Annotated in this window: 17 protein-coding genes; 14 read left to right on the forward strand and 3 right to left on the reverse strand. The window is 72.1% G+C overall.

The genetic code is table 11. The features are described from left to right. The first annotated feature begins 61 nt into the window (after positions 1-61). From alr to ACFY16_RS36020, 4 genes are all read left to right on the forward strand, one after another. Positions 62-1,342 carry an alanine racemase gene (gene alr, locus ACFY16_RS36005; RefSeq protein ID WP_390651423.1) on the forward strand — a complete coding sequence of 427 codons (1,281 nt, stop codon included), beginning with the start codon at positions 62-64 and terminating at the stop codon, positions 1,340-1,342. After that, on the forward strand, positions 1,339-2,586 hold the full coding sequence (locus ACFY16_RS36010) for an alpha/beta fold hydrolase (RefSeq protein ID WP_390651424.1): 1,248 nt from the start codon (positions 1,339-1,341) through the stop codon (positions 2,584-2,586). The genes alr and ACFY16_RS36010 overlap by 4 nt, the downstream gene beginning before the upstream one ends. Continuing rightward, complete coding sequence (tsaE, locus tag ACFY16_RS36015) at positions 2,552-3,064, forward strand: tRNA (adenosine(37)-N6)-threonylcarbamoyltransferase complex ATPase subunit type 1 TsaE (protein ID WP_390651425.1); 513 nt, start codon at positions 2,552-2,554, stop codon at positions 3,062-3,064. Before ACFY16_RS36010 ends, tsaE begins: the two co-directional genes overlap by 35 nt. Before the next feature lie 172 nt (positions 3,065-3,236). Continuing rightward, positions 3,237-3,383 carry a hypothetical protein gene (locus ACFY16_RS36020; RefSeq protein ID WP_390651426.1) on the forward strand — a complete coding sequence of 49 codons (147 nt, stop codon included), beginning with the start codon at positions 3,237-3,239 and terminating at the stop codon, positions 3,381-3,383. A 102-nt stretch (positions 3,384-3,485) separates the two neighbouring features. Here ACFY16_RS36020 and ACFY16_RS36025 read toward each other — a convergent pair whose 3' ends face one another. Further along, entirely contained in the window at positions 3,486-4,040 is a 555-nt protein-coding gene (locus ACFY16_RS36025; protein ID WP_390651427.1) for a hypothetical protein, read from the reverse strand. Between the two features lie 198 nt (positions 4,041-4,238). Here ACFY16_RS36025 and tsaB point away from each other — a divergent pair, with 198 nt between their 5' ends. The 5 genes from tsaB to ACFY16_RS36050 all read left to right on the forward strand — a co-directional run bounded on the left by tsaB (position 4,239) and on the right by ACFY16_RS36050 (position 7,036). After that, positions 4,239-4,895 (forward strand): tRNA (adenosine(37)-N6)-threonylcarbamoyltransferase complex dimerization subunit type 1 TsaB, encoded by a 657-nt coding sequence (gene tsaB, locus ACFY16_RS36030; RefSeq protein ID WP_390651428.1) that lies wholly within the window; start codon positions 4,239-4,241, stop codon positions 4,893-4,895. Then, positions 4,892-5,407: a ribosomal protein S18-alanine N-acetyltransferase gene (rimI, locus tag ACFY16_RS36035; RefSeq protein ID WP_390651429.1), complete on the forward strand. Its 516-nt coding sequence runs from the start codon at positions 4,892-4,894 to the stop codon at positions 5,405-5,407. The genes tsaB and rimI overlap by 4 nt, the downstream gene beginning before the upstream one ends. Continuing rightward, a complete protein-coding gene (tsaD, locus tag ACFY16_RS36040; protein ID WP_390651430.1) occupies positions 5,400-6,485 on the forward strand; it encodes a tRNA (adenosine(37)-N6)-threonylcarbamoyltransferase complex transferase subunit TsaD in 1,086 nt (361 codons plus the stop codon). The genes rimI and tsaD overlap by 8 nt, the downstream gene beginning before the upstream one ends. After that, positions 6,482-6,745, forward strand: a complete 264-nt coding sequence (locus ACFY16_RS36045) for a hypothetical protein (protein WP_390651431.1) — start codon at positions 6,482-6,484, stop codon at positions 6,743-6,745. The genes tsaD and ACFY16_RS36045 overlap by 4 nt, the downstream gene beginning before the upstream one ends. A gap of 114 nt (positions 6,746-6,859) precedes the next feature. Beyond that, the gene (locus tag ACFY16_RS36050) at positions 6,860-7,036 is read left to right on the forward strand and encodes a hypothetical protein (protein WP_390651432.1); all 177 of its coding nucleotides are present in this window, start codon (positions 6,860-6,862) and stop codon (positions 7,034-7,036) included. Between the two features lie 88 nt (positions 7,037-7,124). Here ACFY16_RS36050 and ACFY16_RS36055 read toward each other — a convergent pair whose 3' ends face one another. After that, positions 7,125-9,416, reverse strand: a complete 2,292-nt coding sequence (locus ACFY16_RS36055; RefSeq protein WP_390651433.1) for a glycoside hydrolase family 3 N-terminal domain-containing protein — start codon at positions 9,414-9,416, stop codon at positions 7,125-7,127. A 119-nt stretch (positions 9,417-9,535) separates the two neighbouring features. Here ACFY16_RS36055 and ACFY16_RS36060 point away from each other — a divergent pair, with 119 nt between their 5' ends. The 5 genes from ACFY16_RS36060 to ACFY16_RS36080 all read left to right on the forward strand — a co-directional run bounded on the left by ACFY16_RS36060 (position 9,536) and on the right by ACFY16_RS36080 (position 15,045). Then, positions 9,536-10,591: a LacI family DNA-binding transcriptional regulator gene (locus ACFY16_RS36060; protein ID WP_390651434.1), complete on the forward strand. Its 1,056-nt coding sequence runs from the start codon at positions 9,536-9,538 to the stop codon at positions 10,589-10,591. Positions 10,592-10,673: 82 nt separating this feature from the next. Continuing rightward, complete coding sequence (locus ACFY16_RS36065) at positions 10,674-12,062, forward strand: endo-1,4-beta-xylanase (RefSeq protein WP_390651435.1); 1,389 nt, start codon at positions 10,674-10,676, stop codon at positions 12,060-12,062. Between the two features lie 61 nt (positions 12,063-12,123). After that, positions 12,124-13,209, forward strand: coding sequence for an LCP family protein (locus ACFY16_RS36070; RefSeq protein ID WP_390651436.1), 1,086 nt, complete (start codon positions 12,124-12,126; stop codon positions 13,207-13,209). A 182-nt stretch (positions 13,210-13,391) separates the two neighbouring features. After that, positions 13,392-13,748, forward strand: a complete 357-nt coding sequence (locus ACFY16_RS36075; RefSeq protein ID WP_390651437.1) for a YciI family protein — start codon at positions 13,392-13,394, stop codon at positions 13,746-13,748. A gap of 46 nt (positions 13,749-13,794) precedes the next feature. After that, on the forward strand, positions 13,795-15,045 hold the full coding sequence (locus tag ACFY16_RS36080) for an RNA polymerase sigma factor (protein ID WP_390651438.1): 1,251 nt from the start codon (positions 13,795-13,797) through the stop codon (positions 15,043-15,045). Here the strand turns inward: ACFY16_RS36080 and ACFY16_RS36085 are convergent. Beyond that, positions 15,042-16,211, reverse strand: a complete 1,170-nt coding sequence (locus ACFY16_RS36085; RefSeq protein ID WP_390651439.1) for a methyltransferase domain-containing protein — start codon at positions 16,209-16,211, stop codon at positions 15,042-15,044. The genes ACFY16_RS36080 and ACFY16_RS36085 overlap by 4 nt on opposite strands.

Consider the following 16,211-nt stretch of genomic DNA (forward strand, 5'->3'; position numbering starts at 1 on the left):
CAAGCCGGACCCGACCGGGGGCCGGGGGGCGGTCACACCCCTCTGAGACACTGGGGGCGCCATGAATGAGACAGCACCTTCGCCGACCGCGCCTTCGCCGACCGCACCCCTGCGTGCCCGCGCCGAGATCGACCTGGCGGCCCTGCGGGCCAATGCGCGGAGCCTGCGCGCCCTCGCGCCGGGCGCGGCCCTCATGGCCGTCGTGAAGTCCGACGCGTACGGCCACGGGGCGGTCCCGTGCGCCCGCGCGGCCGTCGAGGCGGGCGCGACCTGGCTCGGTACGGCCACGCCCGAGGAGGCCCTGGCGCTGCGTGCCGCCGGGCTGCCGGGGGACGTGCGGATCATGTGCTGGCTGTGGACGCCCGGCGGGCCCTGGCGGGCGGCGATCGAGGCCGACCTGGACGTGTCCGTCAGCGGGATGTGGGCGCTGCGGGAGGTCACGGAGGCGGCCCGGGCGGCCGGCGCACCCGCGCGCGTGCATCTCAAGGCCGACACCGGGCTCGGGCGCAACGGCTGCCAGCCCGGCGACGACTGGGCCGAACTGGTCGGCGCGGCCCTGGCCGCCGAGACCGAGGGGCTCGTCCGGATCACCGGGCTCTGGTCGCACTTCGCCTGCGCCGACGAACCCGGGCACCCCTCCATCGCCGCCCAGCTCACCCTCTTCCGGGAGATGGTGGCGTACGCCGAGGCGCGGGGCGTCCGCCCCGAGGTGCGGCACATCGCCAACTCGCCCGCCACGCTCACCCTCCCCGAGAGCCACTTCGACCTCGTCCGGACCGGGATCGCCCTCTACGGCATCTCACCCAGCCCCGAGCTCGGCACCCCCGCCGACTTCGGGCTGCGCCCCGTGATGACGCTGTCGGCGTCCGTCGCGCTGGTGAAGCGGGTCCCGGCCGGCCACGGCGTGAGCTACGGCCACCACTACGTCACCCCCGGCGAGACCACCCTCGGCCTGATCCCCGTCGGCTACGCGGACGGCATCCCGCGGCACGCCTCCGGCAGCGGCCCGGTCCTGGTCGACGGCAAGTGGCGCACGGTCGCGGGGCGGATCGCGATGGACCAGTTCGTCGTCGACCTCGGCGGGGACGAGCCCGGGACCGGCTCCCGCGCCGTGCTCTTCGGCCCCGGCGACCACGGCGAGCCCACCGCCGAGGACTGGGCGCAGGCCGCGGGCACCATCGCGTACGAGATCGTCACACGCATCGGAACGCGTGTTCCTCGCGTCTACCTGGATGAGGAACCGGCAACCAGTACTACGACGACTGCGGCTACTCCGGCGACCGCGGCAGGTACGGCGACCGCGGCTGGTACGGCCGACACGGCAAAGAGGAGCGGTACGTGAGCGAGAGCAGTGCGGAGGCCGTCGGGAGCGCCACAGCGGCCATCGCCTCCGCCGCGGCGGCGTCCGGCGGCTGGCGCAGGACGACCGGCCTCGCGGGCGCCGCGATAGGCGTGCTCGCGGCGGGAGCGGCCGCCGGTGTAGCCATCGAACGGATGACGGTCGGCCGCGGGATGCGCAGGCGGGCCCGGCTCGCGCTGGACTCGACGGGGCCGTACGGCGCACTGCGCGGCACGCCCGGCAAGGCGTACGCCGACGACGGCACCGAGCTGTACTACGAGGTCGACGACGTCGAGCCCGAAGGCGGCCCGGCACCCCGCCGACGCCGGCTCTTCGGCCGCAAGGCGCCCCTCCCCGTCACCGTCGTCTTCAGCCACGGCTACTGCCTCAACCAGGACTCCTGGCACTTTCAGCGGGCGGCGCTGCGCGGCGTCGTACGGACCGTGCACTGGGACCAGCGCAGCCACGGCCGGTCCGGGCACGGGGCGGCGCAGGTCCGGGACGGAGTGCCGGTCACCATCGACCAGCTCGGGCAGGACCTGAAGGCCGTCATCGACGCCGCCGTGCCCGACGGGCCGATCGTGCTGGTCGGCCACTCCATGGGCGGGATGACGGTGATGGCGCTGGCGGCCCAGTTCCCGGAGCTGATCCGTGACCGGGTCGTCGCCACCGCCCTCGTCGGTACGTCGTCCGGGCGGCTCGGCGAGGTCAACTTCGGGCTGCCCGTCGCCGGCGTCAACGCGGTGCGGCGCGTACTCCCCGGTGTGCTGAAGGCGCTGGGGCAGCAGGCCGAACTGGTGGAGAAGGGGCGCAGGGCGACGGCGGAGCTCTTCGCCGGGATCATCAAGCGGTACTCGTTCGCGTCCCGGGACATCGATCCGGCGGTCGAGCGGTTCGCCGAGCGGATGATCGAGGGCACGCCGATCGACGTGGTCGCCGAGTTCTACCCGGCGTTCACCGACCACGACAAGACCGAGGCGCTCGCCCTGTTCCAGGAGATGCCGGTGCTCGTGCTGGCCGGGGTGCAGGACCTCGTCACCCCCAGCGAGCACAGCGAGGCCATCGCGGACCTGCTGCCCGAAGCCGAGCTCGTCCTCGTACCGGACGCCGGGCACCTGGTGATGCTGGAGCACCCGGAGGTGGTCACCGACCGCCTCGCCGACCTGCTCACCCGCGCGGGTGCCGTGCCCGCAGGAGCTACCGTGGGTGGCTATGGAAGCACCAGCAGCACCGCACAGCCCGGCTGACCTCGAACTGACCATCATTTCGCCCGACCAGATGCGGGAACTGGGCCGCCGTCTGGCCAAGCTGCTGCGCGCGGGCGACCTGGTGATGCTCAGCGGGGAGCTCGGCGCGGGCAAGACCACGCTCACCCGCGGGCTCGGCGAGGGCCTCGGCGTGCGCGGCGCCGTCACGTCCCCGACCTTTGTGATCGCCCGCGTGCATCCCTCCCTCGGCGACGGTCCGCCGCTCGTGCACGTCGACGCCTACCGGCTGGGTGGCGGTCTGGACGAGATGGAGGACCTCGACCTCGACGTCTCGCTGCCCGAGTCGGTGATCGTCGTGGAGTGGGGCGAGGGCAAGGTCGAGGAGCTGACGGACGAGCGGCTTCAGGTTCAGATCCACCGGGCCGTGGGCGACACGACCGACGAGGTGCGGCATGTGACGGTGACCGGGCTGGGAACGCGGTGGGAGACGGTCGATCTGAGCGTGCTCGCGGCCTGAGACCGATCTGAGACGGTCGTAGCGGTGCGAGGGTTCCGCGGACGTTCGTATGAACGTTCCGACAACCTGTCGGCAAGATATTGCGCCAGGTGCTCCGAGCGTGATCACATGGTATCCAGTTCGTAGTTAGGTGTACCTAACTACGTCCGCCCCCGACCCTCAGGAGGCGTCCATGCCGGCTTCGGAACCCCAGACGCAGCCCATGCAGCCCGGGCTCTCCATGCGCGAGTTGCTGGCGTCGTGCGCGGCGGCGGACGCGATCTCCACGCCGCCGCGTGAGCCGGACGAGCTGGTCGAGGACCACCGCGAGGCCGCATAGGTCTCCGCCGGATCGGAGGATCCGCCGGATCCGCCGGATCCGGAGGACCCGGCGGTTCTACCGGTTCTACCGGTTCTACCGGATCCAGCGGATCCAGCGGATCTAGCGGATGACGACGATCTTCTGGCCGATCGTCGCGAACACCCACATCGCGTCGCCGTCCTTGCGGGACTCCCGGATGCCGCCCGTCTTCACGGTCGAGTCGGGGGCCGTCGTCGTGCCGTTCACCGCCGCGCTGAAGCCGATGACCACGCCACCCACGCTGGTGAAGCGGACCACGTGCTCGATGGGGGTGCCGTCGGTGCCGGTGACGGCTTTCGAGCGGGAGGTGACGGCGTAGGTGCCCGGAAGCGGGTCGACGCTGCCCGGCGTGACCTTGAAGGTGCGCTCGACCCTGCCGGTCGCGCTGACCAGCCACACCCGGTCGTCGTCCACCGAGTACACGACACGTTCACCCGTACCGGAGCTCCCGGGCAGGGCGGTGGGGTTCTTCTTGTCCCGGGGCGCCTTCGCGGCCGCCGTGGCGGACGTGTTCGCGCGGGACTTGCCGACCAGGGCCGCCGGGATGTTCGCCGAGGCCTGGTAGGTGAGGAAGCCGACCGTCACCACGGCCGCCGCGGTGAGCCCGGCCACGAATCCCGCGCTGCTGCTTGCCACCGCCGCCACCTCTGCATCTGTACTACGCGCCGTACCTCGTGCCTCCTGGCGACGTTAGCAGCCGCGACCTGCCCGACCGGGGCGACCGCGCGCCCGCCGCCAGGCCATTCCCCCGCCGGGCCCCGTCGGCCCGCCCCCGAGGTCCCGAGCTGACGGCCGTGCGTCCGGCACCCCCCTTCGGAGCCGTAGGCTGTTTGCGTGCTCTTGCTCGCTCTGGATACCGCCACCCCCGCCGTCACCGTCGCGCTGCACGACGGTACGGACGTCATCGCCTCGTCGAGCCAGGTGGACGCCCGCCGACACGGTGAGCTGCTGCTGCCGGCCGTCGACCGTGTGCTCGCCGAGGCCGGGCTGAAGCTCGACTCCGTCACGGCGGTCGTCGTCGGCACCGGGCCCGGCCCGTACACCGGGCTGCGCGTCGGCCTGATGACCGCCGACACCTTCGGGCTCGCTCTCGGCGTCCCCGTGTACGGCCTGTGCACGCTGGACGGCCTCGCCTACGCCGCCGACATCGAGAAGGGCCCCTTCGTCGTGGCCACCGACGCCCGCCGCAAGGAGGTCTACTGGGCGACGTACGCCGACTCCCGGACCCGGCTGACCGGCCCCGCCGTCGACCGGCCCGCCGACATCGCCGACCAGGTGGCCGGACTCCCGGCCGTCGGTGCGGGCGCGCTGCTCTACCCCGACACCTTCCCGGTCGCCCACGAGCCCGAGCACATCTCCGCCGCCGCTCTCGCCGCCCTCGCCGCCGAAAAACTGGCGGCCGGCGAGGAACTGCAGCCGCCCCGGCCGCTGTACCTGCGCCGTCCCGACGCCCAGGTGCCCAAGAACTACAAGGTGGTCACCCCGAAGTGACCGGACCCGTGACTCCTGGCCTGCGCGAGATGCGCTGGTGGGACATCGACCCCGTGCTGGACCTCGAGAAGGACCTCTTTCCCGAGGACGCCTGGTCGCGGGGCATGTTCTGGTCCGAGCTGGCCCATGCGCGGGGCCCCGAGGCGACCCGGCGGTACGTCGTGGCCGAGGCCGGCGACCGTGTCGTCGGCTATGCGGGCCTCGCCGCCTCCGGCGACCTCGCCGACGTCCAGACCATAGCCGTCGCCCGCGACCACCAGGGCACCGGACTGGGCGGACGCCTGCTGACCGAGCTGCTGCGGGCCGCTACCGCCTTCGAGTGCGCCGAGGTCATGCTCGAGTGCCGGGTCGACAACCTCAGCGCCCAGAGGCTCTACGAACGCTTCGGCTTCGAGCCCATCGGTTTCCGACGCGGCTACTACCAGCCGGGCAACGTCGACGCCCTGGTGATGCGTCTGACCGACCCCTCCACCTCCGTACAAGGAACCCGAGGAACCGAGATCAATGGCTGACGAACCCCTGGTCCTGGGGATCGAGACCTCCTGCGACGAGACCGGTGTCGGCATCGTCCGCGGCACCACCCTGCTGGCGGACGCCGTCGCGTCCAGCGTCGACGAGCACGCCCGGTTCGGCGGGGTCGTGCCGGAGGTGGCGTCCCGGGCGCACCTGGAGGCGATGGTGCCCACCATCGACCGCGCGCTGAAGGAGGCGGGGGTGAGCGCGAGGGACCTGGACGGCATCGCGGTCACCGCCGGTCCTGGCCTTGCGGGCGCCCTGCTGGTCGGCGTCTCGGCGGCGAAGGCGTACGCGTACGCGCTCGGCAAGCCGCTCTACGGCGTCAACCACCTCGCCTCGCACATCTGCGTCGACCAGCTGGAGCACGGCGCACTGCCCGAGCCGACGATGGCCCTGCTGGTCTCCGGCGGCCACTCGTCCCTGCTGCTCTCCACCGACATCACCTCCGACGTGCGCCCCATGGGCGCGACCATCGACGACGCGGCGGGCGAGGCCTTCGACAAGATCGCCCGCGTGCTGAACCTCGGCTTCCCCGGCGGCCCGGTCATCGACCGGTACGCGAAGGAGGGCGACCCGGCCGCGATCGCCTTCCCGCGTGGGCTGACCGGGCCGCGCGACCCCGCGTACGACTTCTCCTTCTCCGGGCTGAAGACGTCCGTGGCCCGCTGGATCGAGGCCAAGCGGGCGGCGGGGGAGGAGGTGCCGGTGCGCGACGTGGCGGCCTCCTTCCAGGAGGCGGTCGTGGACGTGCTGACCCGCAAGGCCGTACGGGCCTGCAAGGACGAGGGCGTCGACCACCTGATGATCGGCGGTGGAGTCGCCGCCAACTCCCGGCTGCGGGTGCTGGCCCAGGAGCGTTGCGAGGCGGCCGGCATCCAGCTGCGGGTGCCGCGGCCCAAGCTGTGCACCGACAACGGCGCCATGGTGGCCGCGCTCGGCGCGGAGATGGTCGCACGAGGCCGGTCCGCGTCCAGCTGGGACCTCTCGGCGGACTCCTCGCTGCCGGTGACGGACCCACATGTCCCCGGGCACGACCATGTGCACGAGATCGGCGAGGAGAACCTGTACTCGTGACGGTCGCTCTGATGTGGGAGGCCCGCGCCGCCGACGGGCGAGGGGCGGAGCTCCTCGCCTGGGCCCGGGAGCAGGAGCTCCCCCTGCGTCCGTTGCGCCGCGAGACCTTCCGCGCCCCCGGCGACCGGGTCCTCGTGATCACCTGGTGGGACGCGCCCTACGGCGCCGAGCTGCCCGAACTGCCCGATCCGGCCGGGGAGCTGGTGACGCGGGCGGTGCACCGGTGGCAATTCGAGTCGGTGGACGCCGAGCCGGCGTGACGGTTCGCTTCCGTGACTCCCGGAAGCCCGCCGCTGATGGACCCTCCACCGCATCCGGGCGACGTTCGTAGGCTGGTGATGCGCATGATCCGGCAGACCCTCGGGAGGACATTCGTGAAGCGTGCGGCTTTGTCCTTCGTCTGCGCCGCGGCGGGCATGACGATCGCGTCCCTGATCACCCGTCACGCGCTCCCGTCGCCGGCGGAGGTCGTGGCGTTCCTCGTCGTGGCGCTCCTGGCGCTCGGCGCCCTGACCCCGGCCCGCGCCGGCCGGCGGAAGGCGAGGAGGTAGCCCACCGACGGCCGGGGGCGGCACCGGGACACCCGGTGCCGCCCTCCGGCCCTGTCGCCCCCACCACCCGGGCCGGTTTCCTCACACGTCAGCTGACCTCACACCGCAGTAGCCGGTCGGGACCCAGCACCCGTACCGGACCCGTGACCGTCAGCCGAGCCGTGTGCCGTGCCTCCGTGCTGGACACGCCCAACCGCAGTTCCAGCGCCCCGGGTTCGACCACCCGACGCCCCTTCCGGTCGGTGAAGGCGGACAGGTCCGCGTGGAAGTGGAACGTCACGCGTCGCGCCTCACCCGGAGCCAGCTCCAGCCGCTGATAACCGACCAGGCGGACGTCGGGGCGCGTCACGGACGCCACCGGGTCGTGCAGGTACAGCTGCACGACCTCCGCGCCCTCACGGTCACCGGTGTTGCGGACGGTCACCGAGACGTCGTACGAACCGTCCGTGTCGATCTCCGCTGCGGGTCCCTCGAAGTCCTCCCACGCGAACGCCGTGTACGACCTCCCGTGTCCGAAGGGGTAGAGCGGGGTCGGGTCCAGGCTGCTGACCTCGTCCGCCAGCCCCAGCGGAGGCTGGAGGTACGTCCACGGCTGGCCCCCCGGCACGCGCGGCACGCTCACCGGCAGGCGACCCGACGGATTCACCCGGCCCGAGAGCACTCCCGCGACCGCGGGGCCGCCCTCCTCGCCCGGGAAGAACGCCTGGACCACCGCGCCCAGCCTGCCGTGCCAGCGGCCGAGCGCGTACGGGCGGCCGGTGAGCAGGACCAGGACCACCGGGACCCCCGTCGCCACCAGCTGGTCCAGCAAGTCGCCCTGTATGCCGGGAAGTTGCAGGTCCGCCACGTCGCAGCCCTCGCCCGACGTGCCCCGGCCGAACAGGCCGGCCCGGTCGCCCAGGACCGCCACGCACACGTCCGCCTCCGACGCCCGGGTCACCGCCTCCTCGAAGCCGGAGTCGTCCGGATCCGAGACGCCGCAGCCCTCCGCGAACGTCACCTTCGCGTCCGGGAGTTCGGCGCGCAGGGCCTCCAGGACCGTGGGGATGTCGATCCCCGTCGGCACCTCCGGGTGGTGCGTGAGGACGTGCGACGGGAACGAGTAGCAGCCCAGCATCGCCAGCGCGTCCGCCGCCCTCGGGCCGACGACCGCGATGCGCGCGTCGGGGGCCAGCGGGAGGACGCCGTCTGGGTTGTCCAGCAGGACCACCGACTCCTCGGCGAGGCGGCGGGCCAGGGCGCGGTTCTCCGCCGAGTCCAGGTCGATCGACTCCGCCGGCTCCGGGTCCCAGTCCTCGTCCAGGAGGCCCAGTTCGCACTTCTGGAGCAGGACGCGACGGACCGCCCGGTCCACCAGGTCCGCCGGGACCGTACCCTCCCGTACCGCTGCCACCAGGTCCGGCCCGTAGCACTTCACCGTCGGCAGTTCGACGTCGATGCCGGCCGCGAGGGCCAGGTGGGCCGCCTCGGTGGGCGAACCGGCGACCTTGTGCAGGGTCTCCAGGAAGCCGATGCCGAAGTAGTCGGCGACGACCGTCCCCGTGAAGCCCCATTCCTCCCGCAGGAGTTCGGTCAGCAGCCCGGGGTCGGCCGACGCCGGTACGCCGTCCGTCTCGTTGTACGCCGCCATCAGCGAGCGCGCTCCGCCTTCGCGCAGGGCCATCTCGAAGGGCGGCAGGGTGATGTCGGCGAACTCGCGGACACCGGCCCGTACGGGTGCCAGATTGCGGGCGCCCGCCGAGGACGCGTACCCGGCGAAGTGCTTGAGCGTGGCGACGATCCCGGCCGACTCCAGACCGCGCACATAGGCGCTGCCGACCGTGCCGACCAGATACGGGTCCTCGCCGATCGTCTCCTCGACCCGGCCCCAGCGGGGGTCACGGACCACGTCCAGGACCGGCGCCAGCCCTTGGTGCACACCCACCGAGCGCAGGTCGCGGCCGATGTGCCGGGCCATCTCCTCGACCAGCGGCGGGTCGAAGCTCGCACCCCAGGCCAGCGGCACGGGGTACGCGGTGGCGCGCCAGGCCGTGAAGCCGGCCAGGCACTCCTCGTGGGCGACGGCCGGGATGCCGAAGCGGCCCGCCGCGGCGATACGGCGCTGGGCCAGGGCCAGGGCCCGGGCGCCGAGGTCCGGGTCGACGGGGGCCGTGCCGAAGGAACGGGTGAGCTGACCCAGGCCGAGACCGATCAGCTCGTCCCAGTCGTAGTCGGCGGTCATGTCGTGCTGATGGGGAGCGACCCCGTCGCCGTCCGTGGCGGCGCCCACCCACACGCCGTAGAGCTGGGCGGTCTTCTCCTCCAGGGTCATCCGGGCGAGGAGGTCGTCGACGCGGGCGGCCGCGGGGAGAGCGGGGTCACGCCAGGGGGCGGTGGTCATGAAACTCCACTCGGTTAGGAGGCCGAATCGAATGTTTCGATAAGTAATCCGAATGTTCCGGGAACCTATGGTGCGCCAGGGGGTTCGTCAAGAGGTCGCGCAGGGATACGATCGCCGCCATGACAGCCTCGGAGTCCGCTGAAACCCACACGACAGGGCGGTCCACCCAGACCGCCACCCTCGCTGAGATCGCCCGCGAGGCCGGCGTGTCGGCGCCGACTGTTTCGAAGGTCCTCAACGGCCGTGCCGACGTCGCCCCGGCCACCCGGACCCGCGTGGAGGAACTGCTGCGCGCCTACGGCTACCGGCGCCGCCGGGCCGAGGCCAGCCGCTCGCCCCTGATCGACCTGGTCTTCCACGAACTGGAGAGCGCCTGGGCGATGGAGGTCATCCGGGGCGTGGAGAACGTGGCCCGGGACGCCGGGCTGAGTGTCGTGCTGAGCGAGAGCGCGGGGCGGCTCACCCCGGGGCGGACCTGGGCCGACCAGGTCGCCGCCCGCCGTCCGCACGGCGTGATCCTCGTCCTGTCCGGCCTCGACGAGTCCCAGCGGGCGCTGTTGACCAGTCGGTCCATCCCGTTCGTGGTGATGGACCCGGCCGGCGACCCGGGCTCCGACGTGCCGTCCATCGGCGCCACCAACTGGCAGGGCGGTCTCGCCGCCACCCGGCATCTGGTCGACCTCGGCCACACCCGCATCGGCGCCATCAGCGGACCGGCGAGCATGATGTGCAGCCGCGCCCGGGTGGACGGCTACCGGGCCGCCCTGGAGACGGCCGGGCTGCCCGTCGACCCGGGACTGATCAAGACCGGGGACTTCCATCACGAGGCCGGCTACCGCCTCGGCCGCGAACTGCTGAGCCTGCCGGACCGGCCCACGGCCGTCTTCGCCGGCAACGACCTCCAGGCGCTCGGACTCTACGAGGCCGCCCGTGAGCTGGGACTGCGCATCCCGGACGACCTGAGCGTGGTCGGCTTCGACGACCTGCCGGTGGCGCGCTGGGTGGGGCCGCCGCTGACGACCGTACGGCAGCCGCTGATGGAGATGGCGGAGGCGGCGGCCCGGCTGGTGCTGGAGCTGGCGCGCGCGGAGGGGGCGCCGGTGGCGACCCGGGTGGAGCTGGCCACCAGTCTGGTGGTGCGGTCGAGTACTGGGGCGCCTGTGGCCAGAAGTTGACGTATTGACGGGTGAGGTCGGCGCCTCCACACTCCTCCGAAGTCAATCGGTTGAACGACCGAAACTTTCGGAGGCACCCGCAATGAGCCCCTCCAGATCATCATCCGTCAGATCGACATCCTTACGAGCTCGCCTTGTCGCCGTGCTCACCGGCGTCACCGCCGTCGGCGCTCTCCTCGCGGCCGGCATGACGTCCGCGCACGCCGCCGACACGCCCCTGCGCGACCTCGCGGCCGCCAAGGGCAAGATCATCGGTACGGCGGTCACCGGCTCCAAGCTCACCGGCACCTACGGCGACATCGCCGGGGCGCAGTTCAACTCGCTGACCCCGGGCAACGCCATGAAGTGGGGGTCGGTCGAGCCGACACAGGGCACCTTCAACTGGACGGAGGCCGACCAGATCGTCGCCTTCGCGCAGGCCCACAACCAGCAGGTGCGCGGCCACACTCTCGCCTGGCACAACCAGAACCCGAGCTGGCTGACCAACGGCAGCTGGACGTCCGCCCAGCTCAGCAGCCTGCTCCAGAACCACATCGGTACCGAGGTCGGCCGCTACCGGGGCAAGATCGCCGCCTGGGACGTGGTCAACGAGCCCTTCAACGAGGACGGTACCTACCGCTCGACCCTCTGGTACAACGGCCTCGGCGTCGACTACATCGCGAGCGCCCTGACCTGGGCGCGGGCCGCCGACCCGGCCGCCAAGCTGTACATCAACGACTACAACGTCGAGGGCGTCAACGCCAAGAGCACCGCCCTGTACAACCTGGTCAAGTCCCTGAAGGAGCGCGGCGTCCCGATCGACGGCGTCGGTCTCCAGGCCCACCTGATCCTCGGTCAGGTGCCGTCCACGCTTCAGCAGAACATCCAGCGCTTCGCCGACCTCGGCGTCGACGTGGCGATCACCGAGCTGGACATACGGATGGCGCTGCCGGCCGACAGCACGAAACTGGCCCAGCAGGCCGCCGACTACAAGTCGGTCACCGCCGCCTGCGTGGCCGTGACGCGCTGCGTCAACCTCACCGTCTGGGGCTTCACCGACTCCGACTCATGGGTCCCGGGCACCTTCTCGGGCTACGGGGCCGCGACCCCGTACGACGAGAACTACGCGCCGAAACCGGCGTACTACGGCATCGCCGAGGCGCTCGGCGGGACGACGACCACGCCGCCGCCCACGACCGGCGGCTGCACGGCGACGTACAGCGTGGTGAGCCAGTGGGACGCGGGCTTCACGGGCCAGGTGAAGATCGCCTGCTCCGGCGCCTCGCTGTCCTCGTGGAAGGTGGGCTGGACGTACGGCGCGGGCCAGCAGATCAGCCAGGCCTGGAACGCGACCTGCACGCAGTCGGGCGCGGCCGTGTCCTGCGCGAACGCCTCCTACAACGAGGCGGTCGCGGACGGCGGTTCGGTGACGTTCGGGTTCAACGCGTCGTGGAGCGGGAGCAATCCGGTGCCTACCGTGACGCTGCGCTGAGAAATATGAGATTTTCCGAAGAATGGCATCGTGAGCATCACCGCCGTAATAATTCGGACTTATGTTCCTCTCCGTGACCGGAGACGACAAGGACCAGAACGGGGACGCGGGCAGACGCGGAGGCCGGCGGTCGACCATTCTCAAGGCCGCCGGCCTCACCCTCGCGGGCGCCCTGGTGCTGGGCGCCGCGACGGCGGGCTGGGCCTACTGGCATCTGAGCAGCAACATCAAGAGCGTCGACATCAACAGCGCGCTCGGCGACGACCGCCCGGCCAAGTCGGTGACCACACCGACGCCCACCGGATCGGCGTCCCCGTCGGCCGCCGCCTCCCCACTGCCGACCGAGGCCCTGAACATCCTGGTCCTGGGCTCCGACTCGCGCAGTGGCGAGGAGAACCAGGAGCTCGGCGGCGGCAGCAGTTCCGGCGCCCGCTCCGACACGGCGATGGTCGTGCACATCGACGCGGGCCGCACGACGGCCACCGTGGTCAGCATCCCGCGCGACACACTCGTCACGCGTCCGTCCTGCCCGTTGTCGTCCGGGGGGTCGACGGCGGTGGCGTACGGCGCGATGTTCAACAGCGCCTACTCGGTGGGCGGTCCGGTCTGCGCGGTGAAGACCGTCGAGTCGATCACGGGCGTCCGGATGGACCACTACATCGAGATCGACTTCTCGGGTTTCGCGAAGCTCGTGAACGCGCTCGGCGGAGTCACCCTCACCACGGACGAGGACATCGACGACGACCACAGCCACCTGCACCTGAAGGCGGGCACCCACCACCTGAACGGCAAGCAGGCCCTCGCCCTGGCCCGCACCCGGCACGGCATAGGCGACGGCAGCGACCTCGGCCGCATAGGCCTCCAGCAGAAGCTGGTGAAGGCCCTGCTCGAACAGATCGCCTCGACCGACCTGCTGACCGACCCCGCCAAGCTCTACGAGGTCGCCGACGCCGTCACCGGCAGCCTCACCACCGACACCGGCCTCGACTCGCTGGGCGAGCTGAGGAACCTGGGCGCGAGCCTGAAGGCCCTGTCGGCCGACAGCGTCAAGACGGTGATGATGCCGGTGGTGACCGCCCCGTCGGACCCCAACCGGGTGGTGGCTCAGGAACCGGCGGCGAGCAAGCTGTGGGCGTCGCTGCGCTGACCGCCCACGCCCGCGCCTGGGCCCGGGCCCGGGAGAACTCGGCTCAGGAAAATTCTTCGAAGAATTCCGGCGGTCGTGTCGATCCGCCCGTCTCCCGTTCGACGCACAGGTGAGAGGCGGGGAGAGGCCCCGCCCGGGAGACTCGTCACCGTACGGGTCGCTCACCGCCGTAAGGAGTCACCATGCCGCGCTATCTGTCGCTCGTGCAGATCGACGAGTCCACCGCGCCCGCCGAGGGCCCCAGCCCCGAGCTGATGCAGCGGATGGGGGAGCTGATCGAGGAGATCACCAAGGCCGGCGTCATGCTCGACACCGCCGGGCTGACCCCCTCCGCGCAGGGCACCCGGGTGCACTGGGAGGGCGGAAAGATCTCCGTCACCGACGGGCCGTTCACCGAGGCCAAGGAGGTCGTCGGCGGCTACGCCGTCATGCAGTGCAAGGACCTGGCCGAGGCCATCGAGTGGACCAAGCGGTTCCTGAAGGTCCACGAGGACCACTGGACGGTGACCTGCGAGGTACGGGAGATCGCCGAGGGCTGAGCGGCTCCTTGGCCGGAACGCGGTCCGGGGTGTTCGATGGGGGGCTGTGAGCCCGCAGCCCCCCGCCGACCCGCGCGGCGCCATCGAAACCGTCTTCCGCCTGGAGTCCCCCCGCGTCATCGCAGCCGTCGCCCGTGTCGTCCGCGACGTCGGCATCGCGGAGGAGCTGGCGCAGGACGCGCTGGTCGCGGCCCTGGAGCAGTGGCCGCGGGACGGGGTCCCCGACAATCCGGGCGCCTGGCTCGTCACCACCGCCCGCCGTCGCGCCGTCGACCTGGTCCGCCGCCGGGAGAACTACGCCCGCAAGCTCGCGGAGATCGGCCGCGACCTGGAGACCACGGTCCCGCCGGAGGAGCCCGCCGACCCGGACGACATCGACGACGACCTGCTCCGCCTCGTCTTCACCGCCTGCCACCCGGTGCTGTCCGCCGAGGCCCGCATCGCCCTCACCCTGCGTCTGCTCGGCGGCCTGACCACGCCCGAGATCGCCCGTGCCTTCCTCACCCCGGAGCCGACGATCGCCCAGCGCATCGTCCGCGCGAAACGCACGCTGGCCACGAAGAACGTGGCCTTCGAGGTGCCGTACGGCCAAGACCGCGAAACCCGCCTCGCCTCGGTCCTCGACGTCATCTACCTGATCTTCAACGAGGGGTACGCGGCCACGGTCGGCGACGACTGGCTGCGCCCGGCACTGTGCGAGGACGCCCTGCGGCTCGCCCGGCAGCTGGCGGCGCTGATGCCCAAGGAGCCGGAGGTGCACGGCCTGGTGTCGCTGCTGGAGTTCCAGGCCTCCCGCACGGCCGCCCGCACCGGCCCCGAAGGCGAGCCGATCCTCCTCCGCGACCAGAACCGCCGCCGCTGGAACCGCATGCTCATCGCCCGCGGCATCAACGCCCTCGCCCGCGCGGACACCACCACCCCCGGCCCGTACGTCCTCCAGGCCACGATCGCCGCCTGCCACGCACACGCGTACACCTACGACGAAACCGACTGGCCGGCCATCGCCACGCTCTACGGCCTCCTCGCGGCCCGCGCCCCCTCCCCGGTCGTCGAACTCAACCGGGCGGTGGCCGTGTCGATGGCGGAGGGGCCGGACGCGGCCCTGGAGATCGTCGACACCCTCGCCGCCGAACCCGCGCTACGGGACTACCACTTGCTGCCCAGCGTGCGGGGCGATCTGCTCGCACGGTTGGGCCGTGCGGCGGAGGCGCGGGCGGAGTTCGAACGGGCGGCGGCGCTGGCACGCAACGAACGGGAGCGGGAGTTGCTGCTGCGGCGGGCGGCAGAGGTGTCCTAGGTGTCCTGCGCCGGGTGGCCGATCAGCATCGTCGGTGCCCCCGCGACCCGGGTGAGGAACACCGTCGCCGAGTGGGGCCCGTGCGGCTTGACCTTGCGGCGCAGCTCCTCCGGCTCCACCGCCGACCCGCGCTTCTTGACGGTCAGCACCCCGACCTCCCGCTCTCGCAGCAGCGCCTTCAACTTCTTGACGCTGAAGTGGAGTTGGTCGGTGATCTCGTACGCCGAGGCGTACGCCGTCGGGCGCGCTTCGTCCGCCGTGACGTACGCGATGGTCTCGTCGACGAGTCCGCCGCCGACCTCCTCGGCGACCTCGGCGACCAGGTGGGCGCGGATGACGGCGCCGTCGGGTTCGTACAAGTAGCGGCCGACGGAACGCACTTCGGGGTTCGGCAGACCGCGGGAGAGCAGGGTGCGCGGGCCGGGCAGCAGGGTGGCGCGCACCGCGCCCGGGGCCGTGCCGAACCACAGCACCGCCTCCTTCACGTCTCCGCCGTCCGAGATCCACTCGGCCTCGGCCTCGGCGGGGACCGCCTCGTGCGGAATGCCGGGCGCGACCTTCAGGGCGGCGTGCGGGGACTTCAGGGCCGTGTCCACCGCCCAGGACAGCGGCGGCGAGTACGCCTCCGGATCGAAGATACGACCGCGACCGCCCCGGCGCGCCGGGTCCACGAAGACGGCGTCGTACGGCGTCGCGTCCACCTCCGTGACATCCGCCTCCCGCACCTCGATCAGATCGGCGAGCCCCAGCGCGTCGGCGTTCGCCCGCGCCACGGCCGCCGTCAGCGGGTCGCGGTCCACGGCGAGGACCCGGATGCCGACGCGGGCGAGCGCGATCGCGTCGCCGCCGATGCCGCAGCACAGGTCGGCGACCGAGGCCACGCCGAGTTCCTTGAGCCTTCGGGCGCGATACGTGGCCACCGTCGCCCGGGTGGACTGCTCCACCCCGTTGGGCGTGAAGAACATCCGCTGCGCGTCCTCGGCCGCGAACTTCGCCGCCGCCCGCTGCCGCAGCCGCGCCTGGCCGATCGCCGCCGACACCAGTTCGGCGGGGTGCTCGCGGCGCAGCCGGGTGGCGACGGCGAGCTCGTCGGCCGGGGCGGTGTCGCGTACCTCGTCGAGGAGGGCGCGACCTTCGGGCGTGAGGAGGGCGTCCAGGTCGTTCAC

It is taken from the genome of Streptomyces sp. NPDC001315 (assembly GCF_042896175.1).
In the GTDB taxonomy this organism is placed as follows: Bacteria; Actinomycetota; Actinomycetes; order Streptomycetales; family Streptomycetaceae; genus Streptomyces.